The following is a 12224-nucleotide window of genomic DNA, read 5'->3' on the forward strand; positions in this document are numbered from 1 at the left end:
CCGGTCCAGATCCACCGATGCGAACGTCCTTCTCACGTGACGTCCTTGATCAGTCCCATGCAGGAGTACGCCAGGTCAGGTACCTCGGTCACCGGTACCCCTCTTGCCTCGGCGAGCATGCGGATGTGTCGATGTTCGGGAGCGTTCGCGTCACGAACCAGCACTCGCCACGGCACTCGGCGCAGGAGCACCCGCGTCGTCTCGCCGACACCGGGCTTGACGAAGTTGACGTGCGAGATCCCGAACTCCTCGCGAACCTTCTCCACCGATGCCCACCCGCTCCAACTCGGGGTTCGGTCGGACCGCTCGACGGTCTTCGCGGCGGTCACCGCCTGGTCGCGCACACCGGCGAACTGGGCCGAGACGGTATCGAGCAGATAGTTCGAGACGTCGGCCTCGGCGAGTTCGGCGTAGTACTTGGCACCGTGGAAGTCGCCGTCCCGGATGAGCTCGCTGTTCAGGACCGTCCGCGAAACCAGTCCTGACACAGTCGAATTGAGACACGCAGACGCGATCAGAAAGTCGTCGCGGGTTCCGTAGGTCCGCGCGCAATGGCCGGGATCGGCGAGAACCGCGAGATCGTCGTTGAACTCGGCCCCGTCGAACGCGGTCAGTGCCGCAGACAACTCGCGCGCGATTGCACCCTTGCCGGTCCACCCGTCGACGAACACCACCGAGCGTGAATCGTGGTGATCGGCGAGGTATCGCAGGGCAACCGCGTCGATACCACGGTCTCGTACGATCGAGACTGCGTAGTGCGGAAGCTCGAGCCCGTGCATCTCGAATGCCCAGCGTCGCATCAGTATTCCCACCGGCGTTCCTGCCCGCGCCAAGGATGCAAGCACGATGTCGTGGCCACGTTCGGCGAGCACGAGCTCGGTGACGGTTCCCACGGCGAGTGCGAGCCGAGAGGCGCTGTCGTGCAGGACGTTGTCGAACAGTTCGCGGTAGGCGGCGTCGGGCTGATACTCGACGGGCAGGGACTCGGCGTAGTGCGCGCTACCTTCCTGGATGAGCTTCTCGCGCTCGGTGATATCGGCTTCGAGCGCCACTGCGGACAGATCCTTGAGCAGCCACGTGACCTCGTGCGGAGCGTACGAGCCGAATGCGGGGCCGGTCAGCGGTAGTGCACGCCTGGACATCGTCAGCGCTACCGGATCCGCGCCGCGCACGACGACCACCATCACGTCGGACCCCGACGCTGCGATGGTGTGCGCTGCGCCCGCAGGATCGAACAGCGCCGCGGTGTCGGCGGGTTCGTCGACGACGAGCACGATCTGTGCGCCCTCGGGTCCCGACGCGTTGTAGACGTAGCGTGCTTCCGCCTCCCCCGCCTCGGGCGCGAGGAACCGAAAGCCACGCCGAAGCGGGTAGCCGGGGTCGTCGAGGACGTACGCCGGTGAGCGAGTGGTTGTTTGGTAGAGCGCCGGATGGCCGCGATCCTGCAGTGCGGATGCGAGGCGGAGCGGTAGGTGCATCAGCTCCTCATGACCGAGGACGATCACCGGCCGACTGGTGTCGAGCGACTCTGCGACGACGTCGGCGACGGCGGAGGCCGCTGCGTCGAACGATGTGGCGTCGGAGGCGAGAAAGCCGTGACGCCCACCGTCGGGAACGGTGGCAGGCCAGTGCGCGTCGACGCGCGTCACACGTCCTGGGCGTGGGCCGACGGGGTTGTATTCGGGTTCGGGAAGGGCGAGGACGGATTCGATCAGATCCGCGCCGAGTGCCACGTTACCCTGAGCGAGACTGACGCTGTCGATGACGACACCGAGTTCTGCTGCGACGGAACTGGATTCGGCGTGATGTTCGGGTGCGCGCATGTCGACGAGAGAGGCCACCACGTAGTGTGTGCGCGGACTGACCGCGTGGATGGAACGCACCGCCTCCAACGCTGTTCTTCCGGTGGAGATCTCGTCGTCCACCAGAACGAGTGGCAACTGGGTCGACAGCACGCTTGGCGAGGTGGGAAGCAGTCGATGATCGGTCGCGTGCGAGTGTCCCTCTTGGAACTCCGCGAACACCTCGGTACCCGGTACGTCTCGACGTGTGGAGTGCAGATAGCAGTGAGCGTCGAGATGTGCGGCGACGCCGTGGCCCAATCCTGTTGCGGTCTCGGCGAAACCGAGGACATCCACGTCGGAGTCACCTACCGCCGCGCGCACCAGGTCGGCGAGAGTGTCTGCGGCTTCGGTGACCACGGCGGGGTCGATCGGAATGTGTTTGCCCAGAACCTCGGACACCAGGAGGTGCGCACGCCGCGGATTCCGACGCAAGCCGGGTCGGACCAATTGATCCACCGACCTATCCGACGAGCGTCCGTTCGGGGTGATGCGAATGTCGGCGGTGGGGTTTTTCATCTACCTGCCAGTTCCGTCAAGAGGTCCACGAACGTGATCCCTTCGTTCGTGACTCCGAAAGCGTGGGCGCGCAACACCGTTTGGCGTGCCCAGTTCCGGTGTGGGCCGAGCTCGTTCATCTTGTTCCCGTAGCCGGATGCGCGAACCCCACCGGCGTCGGACTCGAGAATGTCCACGGCATCGTGATACTCCTCGTGGGTGACGGCGGACAACGCGTGCACCGCGGTGACGTGGGACGGGTGTATGACGGTCTTGCCTTGAATTCCGTTGGCGCGATCGAGCGCAACCTCGCGAAGCAACGCATCCAGGTCGTGGCTGACCAATTGGTGGCGGAAACGAACAGCCTCCTGTTCGGCGAACGGTGTCTGCCTGAGCATGGGCCTGAACATGCGTTCGTGGTCGGCGAAGTACTCCCAGACGGGTCCGGTGATGACGAAGCCGTCGTCGTTGCTGCGTCCGAGGTGGTTGACGATGGCGCTGATCACGTCGGCCACGACCCGGACGTCGTAGATCGTCAGATCGCGGTCGCGCCTGATTCCGAACATCCCGCACATGTCGGTCGCACCGATGCGTACGGCAAGAACTCGTTCTCTGTGCCGATGAAGCAGATCGCGAATCGCGACGAGTTCGGAGTCCCGCGTCTCGCGGAACACGACCTCGGGCGATTCCAGCACCGGCATGGCCAGCAGTCGTCGACCGAGAGCCTCGGATCCCGCGGCAATTTCGTCGAGAAACTCGCCGCCACGTTCGGCAGTGAACTTGGGGATGACGAACCCAGCCAACAGATTGGTCGAGGGACTCAACGCAGCGCAGATTCGTCGTACCTGCTCAGCGGTGCGGGTGCGAACGAATACGAGCGAACCGAACACATCGGCGACATCGAGCGAGCCGAGAGTGTCCACGGCATTGGCAACCGCCTGCTCGAGGTAGTGATCGGCGACAGCATCCTCGAGGTCGATGACCAGCGAGCAGACACCCTCCGAACTCCGCTTGACGAGCGTCTCGGAGAGGTCGTCGCGCGTCGCGGGCATGTACAGCGTCGCTCCGAGGCCCGTCGCGATCACCGCGATGTCGCCGGAGGTGTCGATGGGCTGCGGGGCGCGCAGGAACAGTCGCTCCACCACCGCCGGTTCGAGATGTCTGAAGTGCTGCACGGGGGTCCTTAGTGTCCGTAGTGGATGATCAGCGAGCCGAACCGCGCATGCGATCGATCACCCCGGTGATGAATCTGGAAATGCTGTCCAGGTCTTGGATGTAGGACCAGTAGTCCGGGTGTGTTCCTGTCAATGCTGCGTGCGCGCGGTCGATTCGAGCCAGCTGAGCATCCAACACCGACCCCCATTCGGCAACCAGCCCGCGATTGATCGCGAGCTGTTGGGCGTCTCGTAACGTGAAGCGCACCGAATGTTCCTTGCGTGTTGGGTCGGCTTTCACTTCGCGCAGCAGATCGACACGATCGGTCACCGCGTCGACGAGGCGTTCGGCGTCGGCAAGATGCGCACGGGCCTGCGCGATGTAGTCCAGTGCTTCTTCGGGACTGCCCGAGCTGTTGGATGCGCGTGCGGCCGACAGATCTTCCTGGGCTTGTTCGATGTGCCGGGCCGCGAGCCGTTCGTTGCCCGACAAGTCGGCCGAGCTCGCCGCGTTGAACTCTCTGAGCAGCGCCGAGAACGCGGGTGCGAGACGGTCGAATCGGGTGTTCACCGCCTCGACTCTGGTGCGGACCGAAGCCAGCGCCGACCGTGCCTCCTGTGCCCGTGCGGGTGCAGCGGCGATTGCCTCGTCCAGCTCGGTGGCAGCTTCTCGTACCCTCGCCGCCGCCGTTCTGGCGCCGAGCGCATCGCCTGCGGCCGTCGCGGAATCGAGCGTCGACACCGCGTCGTCGACCCCGCGCCATGCGGCGCGAACCGACGGGTAGTCGACGAATGCAGGATCGGCCTCCGCGACCGCCAGTTGAGCTTTCTCAGCGAGAGACTTCGCATCCTGTGCCAGCCGCGGCGTGGCGGCGAGGGCCGACCGGGCCTGTTCCAGTTCACTGCGGTGACGCGAGTAGAAGCGGTCGACTGCCTGCGCGGCTTCGCCGAGTCCATGGGCCGCGTTCTGAAATGCCGCCTGCGCGCGGGCGGTCGCGATCCCGTCGAACTGCTCGACGGCGGCCAGATAGGCCGCGCCGGCGTCGAAGCATGCTTTCTCGGTAGGAGCCCACTCGTCGGCCAGGCTTCGGTCGGGGTGCAGGCTGCGAACGGCGTCGACTCCCGAGGATGCGATCGACTGGCGCTTGTCCATGTCCAAGAACGCAGCGACGGCCGAGTCCTGGGCAGCACGGTCCTTAGCTGCGCGCGCGCTGGGATCCGGTCCGCCGGAGCGTCGGAAGAGTCCAGGTCGGCGACTTGTCACCCGCCCGATAGTACTGACGGGAACTTCTCGGCGTGGGGTGCGCGTTGGCGTTATGAACCAGGACGAACAGTGAGCAAACGGACACTGGGACGACTACGGTGATCCCGACAGGGGATCCACAGCGAAAGGACTTCTCAATGGGCGTCAGCCTCAGCAAGGGCGGCAATGTTTCTCTCACGAAGGCAGCTCCGAACCTGACCGCAGTGACGGTCGGTCTCGGGTGGGATATTCGCTCGACCACCGGCACCGACTTCGACCTCGATGCGAGCGCGATCGCGTTGGGCGCGGACAAGAAGGCGTTGAGCGACGGACATTTCGTGTTCTTCAACAACCTCAAGTCCCCCGACGGTTCCATCGAGCACACCGGTGACAACACCACGGGTGAAGGAGACGGCGACGACGAGCAGATCAAGGTCGACCTCGCGGCAGTTCCGCCGAACGTCGACACGATCACCTTCCCCGTCTCCATCTACGACGCCGATGCGCGTTCGCAGTCGTTCGGTCAGGTTCGTAACGCCTTCATCCGGGTGATCAACCAGGCCGACCAGACCGAACTTGCCCGCTACGACCTCAGTGAGGACGCATCGACCGAGACCGCGATGGTGTTCGGCGAGCTGTACCGCAACGGCGCCGAGTGGAAGTTCCGTGCAGTGGGCCAGGGCTACGCGTCCGGTCTTGCCGGAATCGCCCGTGATTTCGGAGTAAACGTCTAGTAAAGCGCTGGTCAAGATTGGGCCTAACCCCGCTTCATCGTTCATGATGAAGCGGGGTTTTCGCGTTTCATCCCGGTCCGTTTCGTCCCATCTTGCGCCGGCTACAGAAAGGCCACACGCCCGTGGTTCTACGCATCTTCGGTTGGTCCATCGGCGTCACGATCGTCTCCGTGATCGTGGCCTACCTCTACGGGGGATGGCAAGCGCTGTTCCTCGTGCTCATCCTCGGCATCCTCGAAGTGTCCCTGTCCTTCGACAATGCCGTCATCAACGCAACCGTGCTGCGGCGGATGAGCGAGTTCTGGCAGAAGATCTTCCTGACGATCGGCATCATCATCGCCGTCTTCGGTATGCGCCTGCTTTTCCCACTCGTCATCGTCTGGGCAGCATCCGGTCTAGGCCCCGTCGCCGCGATCGACCTTGCGCTCAACCCACCCGCGGACGGTGCCGCAACGTTCCCGGACGGTTCGAAGAGCTACGAAACGCTTCTGACCGACGCGCACCCGCAGATCGCGGCATTCGGCGGCATGTTCCTGCTGATGCTGTTCCTCGGCTTCATCTTCGAGGACCGCGAGATCACCTGGCTCAGTTGGCTCGAGAAGCCACTCGCGAAGATCGGCCGGCTCGACCAGCTGTCCGTCGTCGTCGCCAGCATCATTCTGGTTCTCACCGCCGAGTTCCTGGCGGAGGACGACAAGATCTCGACCGTCATGGTGGCGGGAGTGCTCGGCATGGTCACCTACATCGCCGTCAACGGGTTGGGCGAGTTGTTCCACATCGAAGAAGAAGGTGAAGAAGGCGCCGACGCAGTAGAAGGTGCCACCGCATCCTCGGGTGGCCCGACGCAACTGGCCAAGGCCACCGGCAAGGCCGGGTTCTTCCTGTTCCTCTACCTGGAGGTTCTCGACGCCTCCTTCTCCTTCGACGGTGTAATAGGCGCGTTCGCCATCACTGCCGACCCGATCATCATCGCCCTCGGCCTCGGCTTCATCGGCGCGATGTTCGTCCGTTCGATCACGGTGTTCCTGGTTCGCAAGGGAACGCTGTCCGACTACGTGTACCTCGAGCACGGCGCGCACTGGGCCATCGGCGCACTGGCCATCATTCTGATGGTCTCCATCGGAGTGCACATCAACGAGATCATCACCGGCCTCGTCGGCGTGTTCTTCATCGGCGCCGCGTTCATCAGCTCGGTGATGCGGAACCGAAAGCTCGAGGCCAAGGGCACCGACACCCACGTTCACGTCTGACGCTTCGATCTCACCAGTCGTCGAGTTTCGTATGGCCGTCCTGTAGCGCACGCGCGAACAGGGCGGCCTTCGTCGGTGCATGCCGTCCGACTGCGGCGTACTTGTGCCGAATCCGTGTGAGGTGGGTGTTGATCGTTCCGACCGAAATATGGACCGATGCAGCAGCGTCCATCTTCGAATCCGACGCGAACCACGCGATCATCACTTCCACCTCACGGGCGCTCAGCGGCGGCTTGCGGTACACACGTTCCTCCCGTTCGGGATCCGATGTTCTCCGTCCCGTCACGAGAAGCTGGGACGTGATCGAGGAACGTGACGACGGTGCACGTGTCTGGGTGATGATCACAGCGAAAGACCCCCTCGCGGGAAGGTGAAGCGTCGAGGGATACTCCCCGGCGCCCTCGTGGCGTCCCGACCGCCTGGTTCGATCCTCTGGTCTTTCTCACCCCTCCGCTACCTGGACCAGGGAGTCCGTACAAGTCAATACATCCGTACTGCCTCCGAGCAGCCTGTACGCCTCGAGTCCCGGAAAACCGACCGTCCGCTTATAGTCTGGCAATGAACGCAGTCCCCCTCGATCCCGTGTCCATTACGGACCGGGCTCAACTCGCCGCGGGGCTCCGCGCGCTTCGCGAGAATTCCGGCGTCACGTTTCGTGAATTGGTGCAGCGCTCCGGCGGATTGCAGGGCACGATCAGCGGTTGGTTCTCCGGGCACCATCTGCCGATCAAGTCGAGCGCAGACATGTTCGACCGCGTGCTCGTCGAACTCGGCATCGAGGACTTGGACGAGCGTCAGCGATGGTGGGATGCGGTCGGCAGGGTCCGATCTGCCCGAGGCCGTAAGCAGTCGGGTCGCGGCCCCGCCCCGTACAAGGGTCTGGAGTCGTTCGACGCCTCGGATGCGGAGTGGTTCTTCGGGCGCGGTGACGTCGTCGAGATTCTCAGGGCGAGAGTGCATGCCGTCGCCGACGGTGGTGGCGGTGTCGTCGTCGTGCTCGGCGCCTCCGGCTCGGGTAAGTCGTCGCTTCTGCGGGCGGGTCTTGCCACTACGTTCCCGGGTCTCGGTGTCCGTTCCGGAATCTCCGACATGCTGGATTTCGCCGAGAACTCGGCCGGAGAGAGCGTCCTGATATTCGATCAGCTCGAGGAGTTGTGGACCCACGCGGACGGTGACGAGCGCACTCGCTTCATGTCAGCGGTCCAGTCGCGTATCGATGCAGGTGCGGTGGCAGTTCTCGGCCTGCGCGCCGACTTCTACTCGAACGCGATCGACGAGCCGGTGCTCACCCAGGGCCTGGTCGACAACCCGGTCGTGCTCGGTCGTCTGAGCCCGGACCAACTGCGCGAGGTCATCGTCGAGCCCGCCCGTAAGGCGGGAATGACCGTCGACGACGCGCTTCTCCGTGTTCTGCTCGCCGAGATGGAACCGTCGGGATCGGTGTTCGCACACGACCAAGGCGCGCTGCCGATGTTGTCGCACGCACTGTTGGGGACCTGGCAGTCGGCGTCGGGATCGGTCATGACCGTCGACGATTACGTCGCGACGGGTGGCTTGCCGGGAGCCGTACAGCAGTCGGCCGAGAAGGTGTACTCCTCGCTGTCCGACGTGCAGCAGAGTGCAGCGAGGCGCACGTTCGTTCGGCTGGTCAACATCGACGGCGACGTGCTGACCAGGCGTCGAGTGGCTCGGGCCGAGCTTTTTCGTAACGAGTCGACCGACGGTGACGTCGAGGCCGTTCTGGAGGACTTCACCGGCGCGCGGTTGCTCACGGTCGAAGAAGAGACCGTATCGGTGACCCACGAGGTGCTGCTCACCGCGTGGGATCGGCTCAGGAGATGGATCGACGACGACAGGCAGTGGCACCTCACACACCGTCGCCTCACCGACGCGGCAGTCCAATGGGACGAAAGTGGCCGAGACGTGGGCAGCGTTCTCCCCGTCTCCCGGCTCGCCTCCGTCCGGGAGTCGTTGGCCGAAGGTGATCGCGAAGACGACCTCAACGCTGTCGAACGTGACTTCGTCGCGGTGAGCGAAGCGCGTCACCGGCAGGAGGTAGCCGTCGACCGCAGGCGGCGTCGAACACTCAAGGGGTTGGCTGCGTCGCTGACGGTCATCACCGTTCTCGCCGTCTCGGCTGCGGCTCTGGCGTTCTCGGCTCGATCGGAAGCCGACGAACGGCGGGTCGACGCGGAAGCCGCTCTTTCCGGGCAGCTGGCGTTCCAAGCGGAGCGCCTTCGAGGTGTCGATCCGGCTCTGTCCGTGCAGGTCGCATTGGCCGCCTACGAATTGAATCCGACGGTGGTAGCACGGTCTGCTCTGCTGGATGCTTCCGCTCTGCAGGCCCCGGTGCGGTTCGCGGGTCCGCCGGGAGAGGCGATGGTGCGCACCGACTCCTCCGGCGAGGTGTTGTTCACTGCCGGTGCCGACGGGGTCGTGACGCTACGATCGCTGACCGCGACCGGTCGACCGGTGTTGTCGTCGATCGATCTCGGCGGACGTGGCGAGTCGCGGGTGATTGCGATCGCACCGTTCGCGCCCATCCTTGCCGTCGGTGGGACGTCAGGGACAAGTCTCTGGGAGTTCGCGGATCCGACCGCTCCCCAGAAGCTGGCCCAATTGCCGACACCGGTCACTGCGCTCGTGTCGTTCGATCCGCGTGGGCGGTGGCTCGCAACCGGCACATTCCGCGGAAATGCGACCCTGTGGGATCTCGGCGATATTCGAGCGCCGCGTGAGCTGGATACGTTGACCAACCCTGGAGGCGTGTCCTCGGTTGCGTTCTCGCCGGACGGGACCGCCATCGTCACCGGCGGAACCGGACGCTCGATTCGGGTATGGGACGTCATGGCACGTGAGCGGCCGATCTACGACTCCGAGCGGGATGCAAGCACGTACGAATATCGTCAGCTTGCCTTCAGTCCTGACGGTAGGACTCTCGTTGCAGGAACGACCGGTCGTGAGGTGGCGCGCTGGTCGGTGGACGGTTCCGGTCGCCTACTCGGGCAGGCCTCGTTGACGGGGTTCGACGATTCCGTGACCGATGTGGCATTCAGCCGCGACGGCGAACGGATTGTGGGCGTCGGCGCCGATTCCACGCTTCGGCTGTGGAACACGGGCGACGGTGAGTTGCTCGAAGCCTTGCCGGGTGGGGCGCAGCTCTCGTCCGTCGCCTTCGGTTCGGACGACCGAGTACTGGCAACAGCGGGCAAGGACGGGGTCGTGCGACTGTGGCCGCAGCCGGGCCCCGTGCTGGGAGGGCACGGTGACACGGTCTTCATCAATCCGATCGACGGAAGTGGCACCAAGTTGGTCGCCGGAGTGGGTGTGCGTGGCCCGGGCCTTCGGGTATGGGATCTGGCGGATCCTGCTGCAGCAGTGTCCGGCCGCGTGCCGTTGTCGGGAGTAGGCAACGAACGAGTGGACGGCGCAGCTGCGATCACGTCGGATGGCCGCATAGTTGCCGGTGGGCTGGTGAGTGGTGGGTTTCAACTGTGGGATGTCTCCGACGTGAACGATCCGGTTCTGCTGTCCGGCCCCAATCCTGCGGTTCGGACGCTCGTCGGATCCTTGAGTTTCGACGAGGCCGGTCGCATACTCGCGGTCTCGCCGCAGGACTCGACGGATGTCGCGTTGTGGGATGTGAGTGATCCGACCGATCCGAAGCCGTTGTCCGTGATCGAGGTCGGAGACAATCCCGTGGTGCTCGCGATCTCGCCGGATGGCTCGACGCTGGCGGTACCGACGGTCGGAGACGTGGTCGAATTGTGGAATATCACCTCTCCCGAGACTCCAACTTTGCGTACGGTTCTCGGCGGCTTCGAGAACGACGTCAACGTCGCGGTCTTCAGTCCGGATGGCGCCGTGCTCGCAGCAGGCAGCGCTGACAACTCGGTTCGACTGTGGAACGTCGCCGATCCCGACGTCCCCACTCAGCTGTCCAGAATCGACGGGCTTCGTGCAGCGATCTTTTCACTCAATTTCGATCCGGCAGGCACGAGACTGGTTGCCGGCGTCGATGGAGTGTCGATGTGGGTGCTGAACATCGAGGACCCGACCTCGCCGAGCATCTACGCGACACTCACCGCGTACGGCGATCGGGTGAACGACGCAGATTTCGGTGCGGATGGGTCAGTCATCTTCGGCGGCGGTCCGGCTCGCAACATCAGGGTGTGGCAGACCGACCCCGAGGTGGTCAAAGAGCGTATCTGTAGCTCGGGCGGGATGGGTATGACCCCGGAGGAATGGGACCGATATGCACCCGGCATCGAATACCGAGTGCTGTGCTGAACCCAGCGCTACAGCTCGGCGATGTCGATCAGGCCGTCTTGCAAGGCCCTGGCGACCAGCGACGCCTTGGTCGATGCGGGTCTGCCGACGGAGGCGTACTTGGTCCGAATTCGGGTCAGGTGTGTGTTGACGGTTCCAAGCGACAAGAAAAGTGACTTGGCTACCTCGACCTTCGAATCGCATTTGATCCAGCCCGTCAGGACCTGGATTTCGCGCTGGGTGAGCATCGGTCGCACGGCGAAGGGCGCCGACGCAAGCGGATTCGGGGGAACCTGAACCGCGGGCGGCACGAGCGAGATGGTCCGACGACGCGGAACTTCGGTGGCCCGATCGGTCGAAGGCACGAGTGTGGTGGTGTCCAAGCTGGCTGTCATCGAAAGTCTCCCCCAGTTTCCGCGGTCGTGGCGGAGCACAACCGTTCGCGCAAATGATCTTCACATGTAACTTGCAGGCTGTCTGCCCTGAAAAGTAGGGGCATTGAAACTACAACTATCTTTTATTGTGAGGCTTTCAGGTCTGGTGCGGCAGCTCCGGCATCGGCAGCCACCCGTCCTCGACCGCTCGCTTGTACAGATCGGTCTTGGTCGGGGCTGGACGGCCTGCCTCGGCATACTTGTTTCTGATGCGAACCAGGTAGTCGTTGACGGTTTGCTCCGAGAGACCGGCCAACCGGGCGACTCGCGCCGCTTTCTCACCCGACGCATACAGGGCGAGGACCTCACGCTGCCGTGGGCTCAGCCCGACGTCGGGAAGTTGCGGGTCGCCGTCGATGGCCGCTGCCCAATCGGTTGTGACGACCTGACCGCCTGCAGCAGCGCGACGGATCGCGGAGACGATGGCGGCGGCAGGCTCGGATTTGCGTACGACACCGAGAACCCCCGCACGTGCCGCCGATCGGACGAGGAACGGGTTTTCGGCACCGGTGTAGACAAGCACCTGAGTACCGGCGGCGTGGAGCTTCTCGACGTTCGACCGAGGGGATGACCCGTCGCCGAGTCGAAGATCGAGAACGACGAGGTCGAATGCGGGTCCGCCGGCGAGAAGGTCGTCGACGGTTGCCGCGACTGCCACGAGGTCGAGGTCGGCTTCGCCCGAGAGGATCGCGCGCAGACCCACCGCCACCGATTCGTGATCCTCGACGAGGCCGATTCGGCGCAGATCGATCTGTCCGCCGGAATCGCCCTCGGCCGACATGGAGTCCCCCGTGGTTTGTA

9 protein-coding genes are annotated in these 12224 nt (G+C 64.3%); 3 read left to right on the top strand and 6 right to left on the bottom strand.

Going from position 1 to position 12224, the window contains the following annotated elements; all coding sequences use genetic code 11:
• Nucleotides 1-32 precede the first annotated feature (32 nt).
• From D8W71_RS04015 to D8W71_RS04025, 3 genes are read right to left on the bottom strand one after another with little or no spacing between them, the layout of a single operon-like run.
• A complete protein-coding gene (locus tag D8W71_RS04015) occupies nt 33-2360 on the bottom strand; it encodes a phosphoribosyltransferase (RefSeq protein WP_121111195.1) in 2328 nt (775 codons plus the stop codon).
• The gene (locus D8W71_RS04020) at nt 2357-3514 is read right to left on the bottom strand and encodes an HpcH/HpaI aldolase/citrate lyase family protein (RefSeq protein WP_121111197.1); all 1158 of its coding nucleotides are present in this window, start codon (nt 3512-3514) and stop codon (nt 2357-2359) included. Before D8W71_RS04020 ends, D8W71_RS04015 begins: the two co-directional genes overlap by 4 nt.
• Before the next feature lie 28 nt (nt 3515-3542).
• Complete coding sequence (locus D8W71_RS04025; RefSeq protein ID WP_121111199.1) at nt 3543-4646, bottom strand: hypothetical protein; 1104 nt, start codon at nt 4644-4646, stop codon at nt 3543-3545.
• Nucleotides 4647-4894: 248 nt separating this feature from the next.
• Here D8W71_RS04025 and D8W71_RS04030 point away from each other — a divergent pair, with 248 nt between their 5' ends.
• Nucleotides 4895-5470, top strand: coding sequence for a TerD family protein (locus D8W71_RS04030; protein WP_121111201.1), 576 nt, complete (start codon nt 4895-4897; stop codon nt 5468-5470).
• A 122-nt stretch (nt 5471-5592) separates the two neighbouring features.
• On the top strand, nt 5593-6720 hold the full coding sequence (locus D8W71_RS04035) for a DUF475 domain-containing protein (RefSeq protein WP_121111203.1): 1128 nt from the start codon (nt 5593-5595) through the stop codon (nt 6718-6720).
• Between the two features lie 10 nt (nt 6721-6730).
• Here the strand turns inward: D8W71_RS04035 and D8W71_RS04040 are convergent, their stop codons facing one another.
• Nucleotides 6731-7066 (bottom strand): helix-turn-helix transcriptional regulator, encoded by a 336-nt coding sequence (locus tag D8W71_RS04040; RefSeq protein ID WP_236077702.1) that lies wholly within the window; start codon nt 7064-7066, stop codon nt 6731-6733.
• A 212-nt stretch (nt 7067-7278) separates the two neighbouring features.
• Here D8W71_RS04040 and D8W71_RS04045 point away from each other — a divergent pair, with 212 nt between their 5' ends.
• Nucleotides 7279-11010 (top strand): nSTAND1 domain-containing NTPase, encoded by a 3732-nt coding sequence (locus D8W71_RS04045; protein WP_121111205.1) that lies wholly within the window; start codon nt 7279-7281, stop codon nt 11008-11010.
• 8 nt (nt 11011-11018) lie between these two features.
• Here D8W71_RS04045 and D8W71_RS04050 read toward each other — a convergent pair whose 3' ends face one another.
• Nucleotides 11019-11384, bottom strand: coding sequence for a response regulator transcription factor (locus D8W71_RS04050; RefSeq protein WP_121111207.1), 366 nt, complete (start codon nt 11382-11384; stop codon nt 11019-11021).
• A gap of 136 nt (nt 11385-11520) precedes the next feature.
• On the bottom strand, nt 11521-12204 hold the full coding sequence (locus D8W71_RS04055) for a response regulator transcription factor (protein ID WP_121111209.1): 684 nt from the start codon (nt 12202-12204) through the stop codon (nt 11521-11523).
• Nucleotides 12205-12224 lie beyond the last annotated feature (20 nt).

The organism is Rhodococcus sp. P1Y (genome assembly GCF_003641205.1).
Lineage (GTDB): Bacteria > Actinomycetota > Actinomycetes > Mycobacteriales > Mycobacteriaceae > Rhodococcoides.

Bases quoted from the DNA above. Each gene is read 5' to 3' on its own strand.
- D8W71_RS04015 (WP_121111195.1), bottom strand. From the start codon at position 2,360: ATGAAAAACCCCACCGCCGACATTCGCATCACCCCGAACGGACGCTCG.
- D8W71_RS04025 (WP_121111199.1), bottom strand. From the start codon at position 4,646: ATGGACAAGCGCCAGTCGATCGCATCCTCGGGAGTCGACGCCGTTCGC.
- D8W71_RS04030 (WP_121111201.1), top strand. From the start codon at position 4,895: ATGGGCGTCAGCCTCAGCAAGGGCGGCAATGTTTCTCTCACGAAGGCA.
- D8W71_RS04045 (WP_121111205.1), top strand. From the start codon at position 7,279: ATGAACGCAGTCCCCCTCGATCCCGTGTCCATTACGGACCGGGCTCAA.
- D8W71_RS04050 (WP_121111207.1), bottom strand. From the start codon at position 11,384: ATGACAGCCAGCTTGGACACCACCACACTCGTGCCTTCGACCGATCGG.
- D8W71_RS04055 (WP_121111209.1), bottom strand. From the start codon at position 12,204: ATGTCGGCCGAGGGCGATTCCGGCGGACAGATCGATCTGCGCCGAATC.